The following is a 17905-nucleotide window of genomic DNA, read 5'->3' as shown; positions in this document are numbered from 1 at the left end:
GGAACAAGGAGCACGGACATGGCTGAGACCCTGCTGTCGATCGAGAACCTCTCGATCCGCATCGACACGTCCCGCGGCCCGATCCATCCGGTCCGGGGCCTCGACCTGGCCATCGAGCGCGGCGAGATGGTCGGGCTGGTCGGTGAGTCGGGCTCGGGTAAGAGCGTCACCGCCATGTCGATCACGGGACTGCTGCCGGCGCGGCAGGCGCGCATCACCGGCGGGCACATCCGCTTCGACGGGCGCGACCTCGCCGCGCTGTCGGACCGGCAGATGCGCCGGATCCGCGGTAAGGACATCGCGACGATCTTCCAGGAGCCGATGACCGCCCTCAACCCGGTCTTCACGATCCGCGACCAGCTCACCGAACCGTTGCGCCAGCACATGCGCCTCGGTCGACGGCAGGCGGCGGACCGGGCGGGCGAACTGCTCGACATGGTGGGGATCCGCAACACCGCACGTGTCCTCGCCGGGTACCCGCACGAGATGTCCGGCGGAATGCGCCAGCGGGTCATGATCGCCATGGCCATGGCGTGTGAGCCGAAGCTGCTCATCGCCGACGAGCCGACGACCGCGCTCGACGTCACGACCCAGCTGCAGATCCTCGACCTCATCATGGACCTGCAGGAGCAGCACGGGACGGCGGTCCTGCTCATCACGCACGACCTCGGTGTCGTCGCCCAGACCTGCCAGCGGGTCGCCGTGATGTACAACGGTGAGCTGCAGGAGACGGCGTCGACGGAGCAGCTCTTCGCCGCGCCGCAGGCCGACTACACGAAGCGGCTGCTCAGCTTCATCCCCTCCGCCAACGAGCACGTCGTCGAGGCGGTCGAGGCGCTTGCCGAGGGCAGCACGGCGCGCGACGACTCGGGGCCGGTTCGCGTCGAGGCGGACACGGACGCTCCGCCGGCCGCACCCGACGACGACGCGCCGGTGCTGCTCGAGGTCACCGACCTGACGAAGGTCTTCACCGGGCGGCGCCGCCGTCTGGGACGTCCGGCCGACACCGTCAAAGCCGTCGACGGCGTGTCCTTCCGGGTCCGCCGTGGCCGCACGCTCGCCATCGTGGGCGAGTCCGGCTCGGGCAAGTCGACGACCGGCCGGGCCCTGCTGCGCCTGCACGAGCCGACGTCGGGAGCGGTGACATTCAACGGGGTAGACCTCCTCGCGGCGAATGACGACGAGTTGCGTCGTCTCCGCTCCGAGATGCAGATCGTCTTCCAGGACACGTACGCCTCGCTCGACCCGCGATGGACGATCCACCGGGCCCTCGCCGAGCCGCTGCGGTTGCACACGGACCTCGACGACGCGGCGATCCGCGCCCGCATCGTCGAGGTCCTCGAAACGGTCGGCCTGCGGGAGGGGGACATCGACCGCTTCCCGCACGAGTTCTCGGGAGGGCAGCGCCAGCGGATCGGCATCGCGCGGGCCCTCATCCTCAACCCGAGCCTCGTCGTCTGCGACGAGCCCGTGTCGGCACTCGACGTGTCGGTACAGGCCCAGGTGCTCGACCTCATGAAGCAGTTGCAGCGGGACCTCGGTCTCACCTACGTCTTCATCTCGCACGATCTGTCCGTCGTCGAGATGATGGCCGACGAGATCGTCGTCATGAGCCAGGGCCGCGTCGTCGAGCAGGGCAGCGTCGAGCAGATCTTCACGGCGCCCCAGCACCCCTACACCAAGGCGCTCCTCGCCGCGATCCCGATCGCCGACCCCAACGCGCGGGTCGACCGGGCCGCGCGGCGCCGCATCGTCGAGCGTGGCGTCGCGGCTGCCGACCTGCCCGAGAAGGAGGCGGCGTGATGAACGCCGTCTCGGAGGGCGGGGCCCGCAGCGTGAGGCCGACGCTCGGTCTCGTCACGATCGGCCAGGCACCACGCGTCGACCTCATCCCCGACGTCGAGGCCGCCCTCTCCGGCGTCGACTGGGTCGAACACGGCGCGCTGGACCTCCTCGACGCGGAGGGCATCGCCCGGCTCGCACCACACGGCGGGGAGCGCACCCTTGTCTCCCGGCTGCGGGACGGCTCGCGGGTCCGCCTCGGCGCGACGAGCATCGCCCCTGCGCTCGACGACGCCATCCGACGGTGCGTAGCCGACCACTGCGGGGCCGTCCTCGTGCTGTGCACCGGCCGCGTCGAGCACGGCCCGGCGTCGGTGCCGGTGCTCCACGCGGAGGACCTCGCCCACGACCTCATGGCGCGGCTCGTCGTCGGTGAGGGTCGCCTGGGTGTCCTGTGCCCCGTGCCGGAGCAGTTGAGGGACATCCGGGAGCGGTGGGAAGGGCGCCTGTCCCGCGCGGTCATCGCGGCAGCCGTAGACCCCTACACGGCTGGACTCGACGAGGTAGCGGCCGCCGGACGAACGGTCGTCGCGGGCGGAGCCGACGTGGTCTTTCTCGACTGCATCGGCTACACCCGGCAGCAGCGGGACGTGCTTGCCGCCGAGGGCATCCGAGCCGAGACCGCCCGCCATCTTGCCGTGACGGGCGCGGTGCGTCTCCTCGCTTCCGCCTCGCGCGTCGACCATGAACGTCCACCGGGTTCATAACCCGACAAGGCCAGCCTTCGGTCCGGACGTGGGCCTGTGTCGACTGACCGGGGTCGGCAACCAGATCTGTCATCCATGCGTCGCTGTCCCGCCGTCACCGTGCCGAGGACGTCGTCTCCTTCACCCGGCCGGCCGCGCCGCCGTTACCCGTCTCGCCGAACACGCTGTCCCGCACGGCAGGAAGATCACCGGCCGTCGCGCCGCGCACGGCACGGCGACGGCTTGCTCGTACGACGACCGCCGCCGTCACCACTGCGGCCACGGACATCGCCGCCGCCTGCATCAGCGGCACCTTCCTGCTCCGTCGACGCCTCATCTCGCCCACCCATCTCGCTGTCGAGTCCCACCATGTCGTTCCCATCGTGAGGACACCGCAGCGGCCGTGGGGCCCTGTTCGACGCAATCGACACGGTCGGGTCATTCCCGCGCAGACACGCCGCCGGTGAGTGCGCCAGGCGCGATCGCGTGATCACGAGCGGAGCTCGCCGGCCGCCCGAGCCCGCCCGTACGGATCCGAACACCCCCGAACGCCTGGTCCCGGCCCCGACGGCGCCGGCGTGGATACGTTCTGGACCCAGTGCCCTGAGGGCAGCCGGCGGTGGGACAGGACGGGGGCGGAGTGACCGAGCGCGCCGCGACGTACGCCGAGGTGTTCGCGGTGCGCGAGTACCGCTACCTGTTCGTGGCGTACCTGCTGTCCCTGGCGGGTGACCAGCTCACGGCCGTGACCGTGGCGTACCTCGTCTACACCGGCACCGGCTCGGCCGCGCTGGCGGCGGCCGCCTACGCCAGTTCCTACCTCGCCTGGCTCGTGGGCGGACCGCTGCTGTCCGGCCTCGCCGACCGGTTCCCCCGGCGGCGGATCCTGGTCGCGTGCGACCTTGCCCGGGCGGCGCTCGTCCCGGCGGCGGCGCTGCCGGACCTCCCCGCGCCCGCCCTGGTGGCGCTGCTGTTCGCGGTCAACCTGATGCGGCCGCCGTTCGTGGCCGCGCGGGCCGCGCTGATGCCCGAAGTACTCGACGGTGACCGTTACGCGGTGGCGAACGGCGTGGACAACATCTGCGCCCAGGTCGTGCAGGTGCTCGGCTTCGCCGTCGGGGGGAGCCTGGTGGCGCTGTTGTCGCTGCGCGGTGCGCTGCTGGTGGACGCCGGCACGTTCCTCGTCTCCGCCCTTCTGATCATGATCGGCGTTCGTTCCCGCCCCGCGCCCCGGCCCACCGGCCGCCCGGCCCGCCGCGGCCGGGCGACCGGCCTGCGGGTGATCTTCACCGATCCGCGGCTGCGCGCCTACGTCCTCGTCCTGTGGGCAGCCAGCGCCTTCACCTACGCCGCCGAAGGGCTGATGGCGCCGCTGGCCCGACAGTACGGAGGCGGCGCCGGCACCGTCGGGCTGTTGCTGGCGGCGGCGCCGACGGGGATGGCCCTCGGCGGGGTCGCCCTCACCCGGCTCTGTCCGCCGGCGGCCCGGCCACGACTGATCCTGCCCCTGGCCGCGCTCTCCGCCGGGGTGCTGGCGGCGACCTGGCTCGTCCCTCCACTGTGGGTCGTTCTCCTGTTGTTGGTGCTGGCCGGCGCCGCGAGCGCCTTCGCCATCCCGCTGAACGCGTTGTTCGGCCGGGCCGTACCGACGCAGTACCGGGGACGCGCGTTCGGGGTGGCCATCACCGGTCTGAGCGGGCTCCAGGGGGCGGCGATGGTCGTGGCGGGTCTGGCCGCCGACCGGTGGTCGGCGACCACGGTGATCGGGTTCAGCGGACTGTCGGGCGCGGCGGCGGTCCTCGCTCTCGTACCGCTGTGGCCGCGGCGGTCTGCCGGCACGCCGGCGACGTTCGAGGTCCCGGTCGAACAAGGCCGAACGACCTCGACCGCCGACAGCCCTACCGCCGAGGCGGGCGGCGGCCGACGCTGAGATCACGGGCGGGCACGGGGCCGCCACGAAGGGAGAGGAGAAGCGCATGCGCAGCGTCCGCCAGCGTGGCGTCAGCTGGACCTGACCCTGACGTTCCATCACGTCGGCGACCGCCTCCGGCTCCGACCTCACCGCCGGAGGAGGCCGACAGCTCTCACGAGAGGAGGTGCGGGCGATGCGGAAGGACGACTGCACTGCCTGAGATCCGTGAACCACGGTGGGTGGTCACCGCGGGTGACCACCCACCCCCTCGACGCTGGAGGAGTCATGCGCGGTCAGGGTGGCCACCCGCTCACCATGGGTCAGCTCTCCATGTGGCGAGCCCTCTCGGTGCGCCCTCCAGAGCAACTCTGGGAGTCCAACCAGGACGTGGTCTGGCCGGTTCCGGCCGCAACCACCGAGGAGCAGGTGTGCCAGGCGCTCACCGCCCTGGCGGTGCGGCACGAGTCGCTGCGCACCGTCTACCGGCCGGCGGACGAGCCCGACGCCGTGCGGCAGGTGGTCCTGCGCGACCCGCTCGTGCGCTTCGCCGAGGCGTCCGTACGGGAACCGTTCGACCTGGCCGCCCAACCGGCGTGGCGGGCCTGGGTGCGTACTCCCGACGACGGTGGACCGCCGCGGGTCCATCTGGTGATCCACCACCTCGCGGCCGACGGCGCCGCTGTGCGGATCCTGGAGTCCGACCTGCACGCCCTGCTGCGCGGTGACCGCCTCGCCGACGCCCCCGCACCCCGCGAGGTGGCCGAACGCCAGCGCGCCGACCACTTCCGGGCCAAGCTGACCGCGGCCGGCGACTACCGCCAGCGGATCGTCGCCGCCGCCCCGCGGGTTCCGGTGTCCCGGGGTCCCCTGGTGCGGGCCCGCGCGCACACCGGCATCCCGTACGACGCGGTTCGCCACGCGGCGCGGCGCCTGCGGGTCACCGTGCCCACCCTGCTGCTCACCGTCTACGCGCAGGCGCTGGCCGCGACCACGGGCCGCACGGACCAACTGCTGTGGCAGTTGGCCGCGAACCGGCTGGACCCCACGGTGCGGCGCCTGGTGTCGTCGATGACCCAGTGGGTGCCCATGCTCGCCGCCTGCGACCCCGACGGGCCGCTGCGCCCGATGGCCCGCGAGGTCAACGTCGCGGCGGTGCGCGCCATGCAGCACGGCGTGTACGACCCGTTCGCCGTCGCGCCCATGGACTTCGACCACGGCAGCTTCTTCACCTTCATCCCGGCCCCCGCCGACGCCGACCCCGCGCCGCCCGAGGTGACGCCCCGGCGTGTCGAGTTCCTTCCGCCCCGCGCCTACAGCGGGGCCAGCTTCTACCTGATCGCCTGGGTGCACCCCTGCGTGCAGCTCACCGTGCGGGCGATGCGTAACGGGTACGGCCGCGCCGAGGTGGAACGCTTCCTGACCACCATGACCGACCTCCTGCTGCGCGCGGTCGAGGACCCGGCATGAGCGACAGTCTCTGGCGACACCGTGACTTCATGGTGTTGTGGTCGGGCCGGACCCTCAGCGAGGTGGGCGACGCCGTCTCGATGCTGGCCATTCCGCTGCTGGCCGTCACCGTGCTGGACGCCTCCGCCGTCGAGGTCGGCGTCCTCGGCGCCACCCGGATGATCGCCTACCTGTTCCTCTCGCTGCCCGCCGGGGTGTGGGTGGACCGGATGCGCAAACGCCGGGTCATGGTGGCCTGCCACCTCGTGCGGGCAGGGCTGGTGGCCACCGTCGCCGTCGGCGCGTGGGCCGGCTGGGTAACCATGGCGCAGCTGTGGATCGTGGCGCTGCTGTCCAGCGTCTGCACCGTGCTGTATGAGACCGCGCACCAGAGCTTCCTGCCGTCGGTCGTCGCCGGCAACCAGCTGCTCGACGCCAACGGCAAGCTGACGACCACGTACTCGGTCTCGCGGATCGCCGGATACGGCGTGGGCAGCGCACTCGTGTCGGCGCTGGGCGTGGCGCGTACCGCGGGCATCGACGCGCTCGCCTACGTGGTCAACGCCGTGTCCCTCATGCTGCTCCGCCGTCCCGAGCAACCGCCGGCCGTGGCGCGGCGTCGGGACTTCCGCCGAGAGCTGGGCGCCGGGCTCTCCTTCGTGTTCCGCCACCCGATCATGCCCAGACTGGTGGCGGCCTCGGCGTCGCTCAACCTCTTCAGCCAGATGATCTTCGCGTTGGCGGTCCTGTACCTCGTGCGCGACCTCCACCTGAGCGAGCACATGGTCGGTGTGGTGTTGGCGCTCACCACGCTGGGCGGGATCGGCGGCGGCCTGGTCTCCGCGCGGCTGGCGCGCCGGGTGGGCACGGCCCGGATCATCTGGATCGCCCCATTGGGGCTCGGCTGGACGGTGCTGCTCGTACCGGCCGCCCAGCCCGGTTGGGGTCCGATCGCCTACACGGCCGGCATGGCGGGGCTGGGCGCGGTGTTCGCCATCTACAACGCGGCGGCGGTCAGCTACCGGCAGCGGGTCTGCCCGCCGGACCTGCTGGGCAGGATGACCGCGTCGGTCCGATGGGTGATCTTCGGCGTGATGCCGGTCGGCGCCCTGACGGGCGGACTGCTGGGCAGCTGGCTGGGGGTGCGCCCGACGCTGTGGATCGCCGCCGCCGGAGTGTGGGCCTCCGGTCTGTTGCTCTACCTCTCGCCGCTGCGGCGGTGGCGCGACCTGCCGGACGAGGCCGGCACGCCGGACGGCGGACAGCCGCCGCCGAGACTTTCGGCGCCGCACGGGCGGTCGCCGGTCGACCCGGCCGGAAAGGCCATGGGAGGGGTATGAGGTGGATGACCAGCCATACGCGCAGCACATCCTGTCCTGGGCGGGTGGGCCGGCGGACAGCGACCGGTTCGTCGCGCTGGGCGGGGCCCGGCTGCCCGCCGAGCCCGACCCTGCTGCCCTGCGCCGAGCCCTGGACGCGCTCCTGGCCCGGCATCCCGTACTCGGTGAGGGGCCGGTGCCGCTGCGAACGGTCGACGACGTGTGGGCGGCGGCCGCCGCCGGCCGGTACCCGCCCGACGCGCGGTGCCTGCTCTGGGCGTACCTGGCAGGCCGCGAGTTGCTCCTCGTCGCGCACCACACCGTGTCCGACCCGTGGTCGATGCGGCTGCTGCTGCGCGAGGTGATGAAACCGGGGACCGGCCCGGCCCCCACCTACCACGGCGGCGCGTCCACCCCCGCGCCCAGGCGGGTGAACCGATCCCTGCCGTTCTGGCGCCGGATGCTGGCCGACGTGCCGACCCTGACCCCGGGCCCGGGCGGCGACACCGGCACGGCCGAGATCAGGACGCCGAGCGGCATCACCCAGCAGCAGGCGGCAGCGGTCGCCCGGACCGTGCGCAGTACGCCGTTCGTCGTCCTGCTCACCGCGTTCGCGCGGGCCCTCGGCCCGCTGTGCCCGGGCGAGGCGGTCGTCCCGGTGCTGACCCACGGCCGGCAGCGGTCCGACTGGGACACCGTGGGGCTGTACATGAACGTGCTGCCGGTGCGGCTCGGCACGCCGACGGTGGGCGCGGTGCACCGCGCGTTCGCCGAGGCGTACGCCCACGAGATTCCGCTTCCGATGCTGCTGGACGCGGTGCCGCAGGCCGACGCGCTGTTCGCCGAGGGCGGACCGGCTCTGGCCCAGTTCGAGGTCATCCAGGTGCCCGACGGCGCCGGGATCGAGCCGCTGACGATCCCGGCCGGGCTCGGGCTGGGCGGGCCGGTGCTGCCCGTCAACGGGCTGACGTTCTGGCTCGAGCCGGGCGCGGGCGGCGCCTACACCGCCTGCCTGCGGTACCGCCGCTCCTACCGGGAGCCCGAGATGCGGGCCCTGACCCGACGATTCATCGACAGTTGGGAGGATGTCCGTGCCGACGCGGAGCGAGCTTGAGTCGATGCTGACCCGGCTCTGGAGCGAGAAGCTGAACGTCACGCCGGTCGGTGTCGAGGACGACTTCTTCGCCCTCGGCGGCGACTCGCTGCTCGCCGCCGACCTGCTGATGGACCTCTACGAGCAGTTCGGCGTCGAGGTCGACGCCGCGGTGCTGTTCCTCAAGCCGACCATCGCCGAGCTGGTCGACGAGGTGCTGGCCGCATGAGGACCCCGCCCTGCGTCCAGACCCGGCCACCGGGCCGGATCGACCTCGCCGACCCCGCCCTGCACGGCGCCGGCGACCCGCACGCCGCCTGGCGGACGCTGCGCCGGTGGGATCCCGTCGGCTGGCAGCCGGTCGAGGACAGGCCGGGCTTCTGGGCGGTCACCCGCCACGCCGACGCCAGGACCGTCCTGGCCGACCACGCCAGGTTCACCTCGACCGGCGGGGTGATGCTCACCATGCTCGGCCGGCCGGAGCCGGCGCAGAACCAGCAGTTCGCGGCCACCGACCCGCCGCGGCACGGCCTCATCCGGGGGCCGCTGCAACGGCAGATGACCGCGCGTGCCGTGGCACGGCACGCGCCGGCCATCCGTTCCTTCGTCCGGCAGATGCTCCGCCCCGCCGACGGGGCCCTGGACTTCGCCGAGCTCACCTCCGCCCTGCCGCTGGCCTTCCTGGGGCCGCTGATGGGCATCCCGGCCGCGGACTGGCCCGCCCTGGCCCGGTGGGTGTCCATGTCGGTGGCCGAGCACGACCCGGATGTCGCGCTGCCCGACGGCCCGTCGGCGACCCTCGACCGCGGGCACCGGGAACTTTTCGCCTACCTGCTCCACCTGGTGCTCGAACACCGTCGACGCCCACGCGGAGACCTGGTGGACCTGCTGGGGGCCATGCCGCTGCGCCCCGGAGCGATCGTCGCCAACTGCTACAGCCTGCTCCTCGGCGGTAGCGCCGCCATCCCGCACGTGCCCAGCGCGGCCCTGGCCGAGCTGATCCGCACCGACCGCTACGAGCAGTGGGCCCGGCGACCCGAGCGGGTCGGCCGCGCGGTGGAGGAGGCGCTGCGGTTCACCTCCCCGGCCGGGCACTTCATGCGGTTGGCGACCCGGGACACCACCGTCGGCGGCGTACGCGTCGCGGCGGGCGACGCCGTCGTGGTGTGGCTCGGGTCGGCGAACCGCGACGAGACCGTCTTCCCCGACCCCGACACGCTGGACCTGGACCGCCACCCGAACCGGCATCTGGCCTTCGGGGACGGGCGGCACTACTGCCTGGGAGCGGCTGTCGCCAGGCTGACGTTGCGCGTCTTCTTCGAGGAACTCTTCGCCACCTTCGCGTCCTTCGAGCCGGCCGGCGAGGTCGAGCGCGTACGGTCGACCTGGCTGGGCGGGATCAAGCGGATGCCGGTCGTGGCCGGGCGACGATGATCACCGAGGAGCTGGCCGCTCAGCTGCGCTCCCGCCGCAAGACGCCGGCCGTGCTGGATCCCGAGCAGGCCCTGACGTACGCGGACCTGGACGGCTTGTCCGCCGCGGTCGCCCTCCATCTCCAGCAGCGGGGCGTGGCCGTCGGGGAGCCGGTGATCGTGCACACCCGGCTGTCGTGCTGGGCCGTCGTGGCCATGCTCGGCGTACTGCGGGCGGGAGCGCGCTACGTCCCCGTCGACGCGGCCTTCCCGGCGGCGCGCCGCGAGCTGATGGCCGCGGGCAGCGGTGCCCGGGTGACACTCACCGAGAGCCTGCTGGCGTCCCTGCGCCCGGCCCGCTCCGGCTGGCGGGACGGGCCCGACGCGTACACGCTGTTCACCAGCGGCTCGACCGGCGTGCCAAAGGCGGTCACGGTGTCGCGGGCGGCGCTGAGCTACTCGACCGGCGCCCGGCTGGAGTACTACGGTCCTGCACCGCAGCGGTTCCTGCTGTGCTCGTCCATCTCGTTCGACAGCTCCGTGGCGGGCATCTACTGGACGCTCTGCACCGGGGGCACACTGGTCATCCCGAGCGACCGGCCGTTCGACGTGCGGGCGCTGGTCCGGGCCGGCGCCGAACACCGGCCCACCCACACCCTGATGGTGCCGTCCCTGTACCGGCTGGTGCTGCGCTCGCCGGTGCCCAGCCTGACCACCGCGATCGTGGCGGGGGAGAGCTGCCCGCCCGACCTGGTCGACCTGCATCACGAGCGGATGCCCCACGCGACGCTCTACAACGAGTACGGTCCCACCGAGTGCACCGTCTGGAGCACGGTGCACAGGTGCGCGCCGGGCGAGGACCCCGTCCCCATCGGCCGCCCGATCCCCGGCACCACGATCTCCATCGACGACGGCGAACTGTGCATCTCCTCGCCCGGGGTGGTGTCCGGGGGACCGGTCCACCGCACCGGCGACCGGGTCAGCCTGGGCGCCGACGGCCTGCTCCGCTACCACGGGCGCGTCGACGAGCAGCTCAAGGTCGGCGGCATGCGCATCGAACCGGCCGAGATCGAACACGCCCTGATGTCCCACCCGGCGGTGCTCCTCGCCGGCGTCGCCGTCCCCTACCAGCGAGTCGCGTACGTGGTCTGCGCCGAACCGGTGGCCCAGCGGACCCTGCGCGCCCACCTGCTCGACCGGTTGCCCGCCGTGGCCGTACCCATCGCCTTTGAGCGGGTGGAGCGGCTGCCCACCCTGCCCAACGGCAAACTCGACCGACGCGCGCTGGGCCGCTCCGACCACACTCCACCTCATGGCTGAGGGACACGCGGCACCGGCCGATGTGCGCGTCGCCGCGATCGCCACCTACGCGAGCACCGCCCGGATCGACGACCTGCGCGCCACCGAGTACCAGCACCTCGACCGCGACGACCGCGTCTACCTCGACTACACGGGGGCCGGGGTGGCCGCACGGGCACAGGTCGCCGCGCACCACGACCGGTTGCTCGCCGGCCCGTACGGCAATCCGCACTCGGAGAACCCCACCTCCGAGACGACCGGCGCACTGGTCGCCTCGGCCCGACGCGCGGTGCTCGACTTCTTCCGTGCCGACCCCCGCGAGTACGTGGTCGTCTTCACCCCGAACGCCAGTGGCGCCTGCCGCCTGGTGGGCGAGGCGTACGTCTTCGGCCGCGGCCGCCCGCTCGTGCTGACCTGGGACAACCACAACTCCGTCAACGGCATCCGGGAGTACGCCCGCGCGGCTCGCGCGCCGGTCCGCTACGTGCCGCTGGCCGGGCCCGACCTGCGGGTGGCCGAGTCCGACGTGATCGCCGCGCTGGCCGCCGGCCGAGGCGGGCCGGGCGGCCGTAGCCCGTGGCGCAGGTCCGACCCCGCCGGGCTCTTCGCCTACCCGGCTCAGAGCAACTTCACCGGCGTGCAGCATCCGCTGCGGTGGGTGGAGCTGGCCCGGGAGCGCGGGTACGACGTGCTGCTCGACGCCGCCGCCTTCGCCCCGACGAACCGGCTGGACCTGAGCGTCGTGCGGCCGGACTTTGTCTGCCTGAGCTGGTACAAGCTCTTCGGCTACCCCACGGGCGTGGGGGCGCTGCTGGCCCGCCGCGAGGCGCTGGCCCGGCTGCGCCGACCCTGGTTCGCCGGCGGCACCATCCGGGCGGTCAGCGTCCAGGGCGACTGGCACCAGCCGATGGGGGACGAGTCGGGGTTCGAGGACGGCACGCTGAACTTCCTCAGCCTCCCCGACGTGGAGTTCGGGCTGCGCTGGCTCGACTCGATCGGCGTCGACCTGGTCCACACCCGGGTCGGCCTGCTCACCGGGTGGCTACTGGAGCGGCTGACCGAGCTGCGACACCGCAACGGCCGGCCGCTCGTCGATGTCTACGGGCCGTCGACGGGTGACGCCCGGGGCGGCACCGTGGCGTTCAACTTCCGCTACCCGGACGGCTCGCTGGTCGACGAGCGGCTCGTCGCGCTCGAATCATCGGCGGCCGGCTTCGCCCTGCGTACGGGCTGCTTCTGCAACCCGGGCGCGGCCGAGGCCGCCTTCGGGATCAGCCGCCGCTCGCTGCGCCGTACGAACCTCGCCCACGCCGGAACGATCGACCATCATCTCGCCGCGCTGCGGCTGCCGACCGGCGGGGCGGTACGCGTCTCCTTCGGTCTGGCCTCGACCGCGGCCGACGCGGAACGCTTCCTCACCTTCGCCGAGTCGACCTACCTGGACCGCGACGGCCCCGGCGACGTCCGGCTGGCACCACGGATACGCTGCTGAACAGGGCGAGCGGCCGCCCGGCACTCCTCCGACGTGCGGCGCGAGGTCGCGGCGGGGGCGTCCTGGGGTGGCTTCGGCACCCGGGAACGGCTGGCGTCAGCGGCGGTCAGGGGGTCGTGTCCGACGCCAGGGCGGCGCGGAGGCGGGCGCACGCCTGCGGGTCCAACCCGTCGAGCCGGCCCAGGGCCTCCCGCCAGTGCCGGCGTGCCACGGCGCGGTGTCCGAGGCCCGCGTGGGCGTCGCCGAGCACCTGGAGCGCCAAGCCGATGCCCCGCCGGTGTGCGTAGCGTCGGCAGATCTCCAGCGACTCGGTCGCGCGAGCGATCGCCTCCCGGTGGTCACCGCAGGCGTGCAGCGTCTCGGCGAAGTTGACCAGCGCCTGGGCCTCGCGTAACGGATCGGTGCCGCCGTCGGCGACGGCGCGTCCCGCCTCGTGGCAGGCGATGGCCCGGGAGTGGTCGCCAAGGCGCTGGTATACCAGCGCCAGGTTGTCAAGCACCGATCCCTCCTTGTGCCGGTGGCCGAGTTGCCGCCGGATGACCAGGGCGGCCCGCAGGTGGTGCAGGGCGCCGGTCAGGTCGCCGCTGTCGCGCAGGGCGTTCCCGAGGTTGTTCAGGATGGCGGCCTCCCGGCTCCGGTCGCCGAGTTCGCGCTGGACGGCCAGGCACCGCTCGAGAATGGGGATCGCCTCGTCGAGCCGGCCCTGGCGCAGCAGCGCGACGGCGACGATGTTGAGCCCGGCTGCCTCGCCCGAGCGGTCGCCACATCGGCTCGCCGCCGAGGTGGCGAGATGGCCGAACTGCTGCTGCTCGGCGATGTGTCCGGCGTAGTCGAGGAACTTGGCCGCCACGAGGGCCAGGTCGCGGACCTCGGTGAGGGCCCGTCCCGCCGCCGCCTGCTGGTGGGCCACCAGCAACAGGTCGGTGTGCTCCCGCTCGAACCAGGTCCACGCGTCGGCGGTGTCCCCCAGTGGTGGGCCGGGGCGAGCCGGGCCCGTCGGCGTGTCGATGCCGAACCGTTCGTCCGGGTAGAGCAGTCGCGCCGCGCGGATGGTGGCCGCGAGCAACCACGCGGTCAGACGGCCGAGGGCTGCCTCCCGGTGGTGCGGGTCGTCCACCGCTCGCGCCCGCTCCCGGGCGTAGAGCCGGACGATGTCGTGGAACCGGTATCCGCCGCCACCGGCCGACTCGATCAGGTGCGCGTCGGCCAACGCGTCCAGGGCCTGCTCGGCGACGGTCACCGGCAGGTCGGCCAGTGCCGCGCAGCCGTACGGCGTGAGGTGCGTCCAGTCCGGCAGCGCGGCGAGCCGGAAGAGCCGGGCCGCCTGCCGACGTTCGCCCTGCCGCGCGTCCTCGAACACCTGGTAGCCCAGGTGGAGGCTGGCCCGTACGGACAGGTCACCGACCGCCAGGACGTCCAACCGCATGCCCTCGTCGTCCATCCGCTCGGCAAGGCCGTTCAGCGAGGCGTCTGGCCGGGCCGCGGCGCGGGCGCCGACGATTCGCAACGCCAGCGGCAACCCGCCGCACCGGCGGACCACCGTCGCGGCCGCGGCGGGCTCCGCCTGCACGCGGTGGGCGCCGGTGAGCCCGGTGAGCAGGGCGAGCGCCGCGTCGTCGGGTAACGGGTCGAGGCGGATCCGCGCCGTCGTGTCGAGGTCGGGGAGCATCCACCGGCTCGTGACGATCGTGGTGCATCCGGGCCCGCTGGCCAGCAGCGGTCGGACCTGCGCCGCCGATGCGGCGTTGTCCAGCACCACGAGCACGCCCCGTCCGGCGGTCCACGTGCGCAGCAGCGCCGAGGCCTCGTCGAGCGAGGCGGGGACGGTGGGCAGGCCCAGCGCCCGCAGGAACCGGCCCAACACGTCCGCGGGCTCGGCCGCCGCGACGCCGTCGGTGGCCCCGCGAAGGTCCGCGTAGAGGCAACCGCCGTCGTAACGTCCGACGATCCGGTGCGCGACGTGCAGGGCGAGCGCGGACTTGCCGACCCCGCCGGCACCTTCGACGAGGCACACCGCGGCGTCGGTCTCCGTGGCCGTGAGCAGTTGGCCGACCTCCGCCGAGCGGCCCGTCATCAACGGGGGCGCCGGTGGCAGTTGATAGGGGACCGGTGTCCCCGACCCGCTGCCCACCGGCGGCGGCTCGTTTGCGGCCGGCCACGGCAGCCCCCGTAACACGGCCCGGTCCCGGCCGCCGCCGGACGTGGCGACCCGGCCCCGTTCCGGGCCGGCCGACCCGATCCCGCCACCTGCGGGGATCAGGCGTAGGGCGGCGGAGCGCTGCGTGGGGGACGTCGGCCCGACACCCTCGGTGTCCGGCCCGCCGCTTGGGCCGCTCGGACCGGTGACGCGCGCGGCCGGGCCGACCGGGGAGTGACCGGGCCGGCCCGAGGAGCGCGTGGCCGTCGGGGGCGTCGCCGCCGTACGGGCGGCGGCCAGCCGGCCCCAGACGGCCAGCCACGCCGTCGCGCGGTCGTCCGGCACGTCGCAGGCCCGCAGCAGCGCCGACACCAGATCACGGCGGGGCAGCGTCGGCCGGCCCAGCATCGTCGCCAGGGTGCTCGCCGGCAGCACGTCCCCGTTGCGCTGCGCGCGGCGGGCGATCTCGCGATAGGCGAGGCCGGACTGGTCGCGGACGCGACGTAGCAGCATGACGTACTGCTCGGGACTGGTCGCGGTGGTCGGATCGACGCCGAAGTCGGCGGCCGTCATGCGCGCCCTCACGTCAGATGTCCTGTGCCCGGGCCGAGGGCGCCGGGCGGTTCTGCCAGTGTGCGTCACACGGTACAGGGCCCGGGCCAGGCGCCGTCGCCCCTGACGCTCCGAAATGGACGGAGGTGCCACGGCTGGCGGATCGTCGACGCGGTGCGGGCGTGGCGGGGGCGACGCCGGCGGAGCATCCGGGCGTCTGGCGGGACGTGCGACGCCGAGGGCGCCGCCGGGGCGGGAGCCGGTCAGCCAGCCGGGTTCGGCTTGTACGCGACGACCAACTTCCAGGTGCCGGGCAGCACCGGCACCCGTTCGAAGCCGACGTCCGAGATCAGCTTGGTGTAGAACCGGGTCGCGCCGCACCGACGGACACGAGACCGGCTCCGCCCAAACCCGACCGTCCTCGGTGATCGCCGCGAGTCCCCTTGCCCGGCACCACAGGGGTTCGACTGTCTACGACTGCCCGCGAGGAGATCCGGTCGTCCTCCAAGACCACCCGCCTCGACGGTGTACACCCCGAAGATCTCCTGGGCTCGCCGTACGAGGGCGGTGCTGCTGACCGTCGGAATGTCGGCCACGAGGCCGGCGTGCCCGTCGCCGTAGGGGTGCGGATTGCTCCGGGCGTGGCGGTAGGGCACCTTACCGGTCGGCGTCGGTGCCGGGTGCCGCCTGGTTCAGGATGGCGCGCAGGGCGTCGGCGATGTCGTGGCCGGTCAGGCCGTGTTCGGGATCGACGAGCCACTGCGCCAGCAGGCCGGTGAGCAGGGCCTGGTAGAGGGAGCCGACGATCCAGGCCTGCCGCTCGTCGACCGGCTCGTCGCCGGGCCGGAGCATGGACCCGAGCTCGCGCCGTCCGAGCCGGAGGGCCTCGATGAGCGGCCGCCCGCCGTCGGGTAGCTCCTTCACCTCGGCGAGGATCCGGAACTGCGTCGCCCACATCTCCCGGTGGGTCTCGAACGACTCGATCACCCGGGTCCACATCGTCTCGAAGCGCTCCAGCCAGGGGGTGTCCGGATCGGTGTCGGCGGCGAGGGTGCGTTCCAGTTCGTCGCCCCACTCCTGGCTGGTCTCGATGAGCGCTGCGTTCAGCAATGCCTCCTTCGACCCGAAGTGGTAGCCGATCGCGGCCAGGCTGGTGCCGGCGGCGCCCGCTATGTCGCGCGCGCTGGTCCGCGTGTACCCCTTCTCGAAGAGGCAGCGCTTGGCCCCGGCGAGCAGATCCTCACGATTTCCCACGCCGAGCACCCTACCGGATTCCTCAGACACAGCGTCTAGAACGAACCGTCCTAGACGCTGCGTCTCAGACGCTGTATGGTCCTCGGTGCCGCCGGGCTCTGCCCCACCGTGGGCGGCAACTCAATCGGAAGGGAGCCCTCACATGGGTGGAAACCGGACGGTCCTCATCTCCGGCGCCGGCATCGCCGGGACGACGTTGGCGTACTGGCTGCGCCGGCACGGCTTCATCCCCACCGTGGTCGAGCGGGCAGCCCTGCTCCGGGACGGCGGCTACAAGGTCGACGTCCGCGGCGTGGCCCTCGACGTGATCGACCGGATGGGGCTCCTGGCCGACATGCAGAAGGCACGTACGGAGATCCGCCGCGCCTCGTTCGTCGACGCCGCCGGCTCGGTACGGGCCAGCATGGACGGCGACCTGTTCGGCGGCCGTGCCGGTGAGGACATCGAGGTGATGCGCGGTGACCTCAGCCGGATGATCTACGGGCGCACGCAGGGCGACGTCGAGTACATCCTCGGCGACACCGTCACCGGCCTCACCGACGGTCCCGACGGGGTGCGCGTCAGCTTCCGGCACGCGGCGCCGCGGGCCTTCGACCTCGTCGTGGGAGCCGACGGCCTGCACTCCGTGACCCGCAACCTGGCGTTCGGGGACGAGTCGCGGTTCATCCGCCACCTCGGCCACCACGTGTCGATCTTCTCCGTCCCCAATCACCTCGGCCTGGACCGCGAGGAGGTGACCTATCCACTGCCCGGGCGGACCGCGCTGGTCTACAGCACGCGTCAGGACACCGCCGCGAAGGCGATGTTCCTGTTCGCCGACCCCCGACAGGCGTACGACCGGCGTGACGTCCGAGCCCAGCAGGCGTTGCTGGCCGAGGCCTTCCACGACGCCGGATGGGAGGTGCCACGCCTGCTGGACGCGATGCGGGACGCACCCGATTTCTACTTCGACTCGATCAGCCAGGTCCACCTGAACCGCTGGTCGAACGGGCGGGTGACGCTGGTCGGGGACGCGGCGTACTGCGCCTCGCCCGCGTCCGGGCAGGGCACCAGCCTTGCGTTGGTCGGCGCGTACGTGCTGGCCGGTGAGTTGGCGGCGGCGGACGGCGACCATCGGGCCGCGTTCGGTCGCTACGAGGAGCGGATGCGCGGGTTCGTCGAGCAGAACCAGCGGCTCGGGCCGAGCAACCTCAAGGGCATGGTGATGCGCAGCCAGGGGCTGATCCGGTTCCAGTTGCTCATGCTCCGGTTGCTGCCCCACCTGCCCGGCAGGGACCGCATCGCGGGCCGCATCACGGAGAACATCCACAGGGCTGCCACCGCGATCACGCTCCCGACGTACTGACCGCACCGGGGCGGCCGTCGCCGCGGGGTGGGTCCGCACGGCCACGGCCGACGGCCCCGTCGCCCGGGCCACGCGCCGTTCGTGACTTTGGCCGTGCCGGTACGCGGATGCCTGTG

At 73.1% G+C, this 17905-nt stretch carries 14 protein-coding genes; 11 read left to right on the top strand and 3 right to left on the bottom strand.

Annotation, left to right across the window (positions count from 1 at the left end; genetic code table 11):
• The first annotated feature begins 18 nt into the window (after positions 1–18).
• A complete protein-coding gene (locus ACFY23_RS29515) occupies positions 19–1803 on the top strand; it encodes an ABC transporter ATP-binding protein (RefSeq protein ID WP_350677520.1) in 1785 nt (594 codons plus the stop codon).
• Positions 1803–2549 carry an AroM family protein gene (locus ACFY23_RS29510; RefSeq protein WP_350677517.1) on the top strand — a complete coding sequence of 249 codons (747 nt, stop codon included), beginning with the start codon at positions 1803–1805 and terminating at the stop codon, positions 2547–2549. The genes ACFY23_RS29515 and ACFY23_RS29510 overlap by 1 nt, the downstream gene beginning before the upstream one ends.
• A gap of 94 nt (positions 2550–2643) precedes the next feature.
• Here ACFY23_RS29510 and ACFY23_RS29505 read toward each other — a convergent pair whose 3' ends face one another.
• Positions 2644–2832, bottom strand: a complete 189-nt coding sequence (locus ACFY23_RS29505; RefSeq protein WP_350677515.1) for a hypothetical protein — start codon at positions 2830–2832, stop codon at positions 2644–2646.
• A 336-nt stretch (positions 2833–3168) separates the two neighbouring features.
• Between ACFY23_RS29505 and ACFY23_RS29500 the strand changes: the two genes are divergently transcribed.
• The 8 genes from ACFY23_RS29500 to ACFY23_RS29465 all read left to right on the top strand — a co-directional run bounded on the left by ACFY23_RS29500 (position 3169) and on the right by ACFY23_RS29465 (position 12501).
• On the top strand, positions 3169–4458 hold the full coding sequence (locus ACFY23_RS29500) for an MFS transporter (RefSeq protein ID WP_350677512.1): 1290 nt from the start codon (positions 3169–3171) through the stop codon (positions 4456–4458).
• A 267-nt stretch (positions 4459–4725) separates the two neighbouring features.
• Positions 4726–5907: a condensation domain-containing protein gene (locus ACFY23_RS29495; RefSeq protein WP_350677509.1), complete on the top strand. Its 1182-nt coding sequence runs from the start codon at positions 4726–4728 to the stop codon at positions 5905–5907.
• Positions 5904–7226 carry an MFS transporter gene (locus ACFY23_RS29490; RefSeq protein ID WP_350677506.1) on the top strand — a complete coding sequence of 441 codons (1323 nt, stop codon included), beginning with the start codon at positions 5904–5906 and terminating at the stop codon, positions 7224–7226. The genes ACFY23_RS29495 and ACFY23_RS29490 overlap by 4 nt, the downstream gene beginning before the upstream one ends.
• 1 nt (position 7227) lies before the next feature.
• Positions 7228–8319, top strand: coding sequence for a hypothetical protein (locus ACFY23_RS29485; RefSeq protein ID WP_350677504.1), 1092 nt, complete (start codon positions 7228–7230; stop codon positions 8317–8319).
• On the top strand, positions 8297–8527 hold the full coding sequence (locus ACFY23_RS29480; protein WP_218105928.1) for a phosphopantetheine-binding protein: 231 nt from the start codon (positions 8297–8299) through the stop codon (positions 8525–8527). Before ACFY23_RS29485 ends, ACFY23_RS29480 begins: the two co-directional genes overlap by 23 nt.
• A complete protein-coding gene (locus tag ACFY23_RS29475) occupies positions 8524–9732 on the top strand; it encodes a cytochrome P450 (RefSeq protein WP_350677502.1) in 1209 nt (402 codons plus the stop codon). The genes ACFY23_RS29480 and ACFY23_RS29475 overlap by 4 nt, the downstream gene beginning before the upstream one ends.
• Positions 9729–11030: an amino acid adenylation domain-containing protein gene (locus tag ACFY23_RS29470; protein ID WP_350677500.1), complete on the top strand. Its 1302-nt coding sequence runs from the start codon at positions 9729–9731 to the stop codon at positions 11028–11030. Before ACFY23_RS29475 ends, ACFY23_RS29470 begins: the two co-directional genes overlap by 4 nt.
• Complete coding sequence (locus ACFY23_RS29465) at positions 11023–12501, top strand: aminotransferase class V-fold PLP-dependent enzyme (protein WP_350677498.1); 1479 nt, start codon at positions 11023–11025, stop codon at positions 12499–12501. The genes ACFY23_RS29470 and ACFY23_RS29465 overlap by 8 nt, the downstream gene beginning before the upstream one ends.
• A 106-nt stretch (positions 12502–12607) precedes the next feature.
• Here the strand turns inward: ACFY23_RS29465 and ACFY23_RS29460 are convergent, their stop codons facing one another.
• Entirely contained in the window at positions 12608–15223 is a 2616-nt protein-coding gene (locus tag ACFY23_RS29460) for a tetratricopeptide repeat protein (RefSeq protein ID WP_350677496.1), read from the bottom strand.
• Between the two features lie 624 nt (positions 15224–15847).
• A complete protein-coding gene (locus tag ACFY23_RS29455; protein ID WP_350677494.1) occupies positions 15848–16444 on the bottom strand; it encodes a helix-turn-helix domain-containing protein in 597 nt (198 codons plus the stop codon).
• A 142-nt stretch (positions 16445–16586) separates the two neighbouring features.
• Here ACFY23_RS29455 and ACFY23_RS29450 point away from each other — a divergent pair, with 142 nt between their 5' ends.
• Positions 16587–17789 carry an FAD-dependent monooxygenase gene (locus ACFY23_RS29450; RefSeq protein ID WP_350677492.1) on the top strand — a complete coding sequence of 401 codons (1203 nt, stop codon included), beginning with the start codon at positions 16587–16589 and terminating at the stop codon, positions 17787–17789.
• Positions 17790–17905: the final 116 nt, after the last annotated feature.

The organism is Micromonospora sp. NPDC000121, from assembly GCF_042899165.1.
Lineage (GTDB): Bacteria > Actinomycetota > Actinomycetes > Mycobacteriales > Micromonosporaceae > Micromonospora.
The sequence above is the reverse complement of the archived record's forward strand: the minus strand, read 5'-3'. Positions and strand labels throughout refer to the sequence as shown.

Coding starts and splice junctions, on each gene's coding strand:
- ACFY23_RS29470 (WP_350677500.1), top strand. CDS start 9,729: ATGATCACCGAGGAGCTGGCCGCTCAGCTGCGCTCCCGCCGCAAGACG.
- ACFY23_RS29510 (WP_350677517.1), top strand. CDS start 1,803: ATGAACGCCGTCTCGGAGGGCGGGGCCCGCAGCGTGAGGCCGACGCTC.
- ACFY23_RS29505 (WP_350677515.1), bottom strand. CDS start 2,832: ATGCAGGCGGCGGCGATGTCCGTGGCCGCAGTGGTGACGGCGGCGGTC.
- ACFY23_RS29475 (WP_350677502.1), top strand. CDS start 8,524: ATGAGGACCCCGCCCTGCGTCCAGACCCGGCCACCGGGCCGGATCGAC.
- ACFY23_RS29490 (WP_350677506.1), top strand. CDS start 5,904: ATGAGCGACAGTCTCTGGCGACACCGTGACTTCATGGTGTTGTGGTCG.
- ACFY23_RS29495 (WP_350677509.1), top strand. CDS start 4,726: ATGCGCGGTCAGGGTGGCCACCCGCTCACCATGGGTCAGCTCTCCATG.
- ACFY23_RS29450 (WP_350677492.1), top strand. CDS start 16,587: ATGGGTGGAAACCGGACGGTCCTCATCTCCGGCGCCGGCATCGCCGGG.
- ACFY23_RS29515 (WP_350677520.1), top strand. CDS start 19: ATGGCTGAGACCCTGCTGTCGATCGAGAACCTCTCGATCCGCATCGAC.
- ACFY23_RS29465 (WP_350677498.1), top strand. CDS start 11,023: ATGGCTGAGGGACACGCGGCACCGGCCGATGTGCGCGTCGCCGCGATC.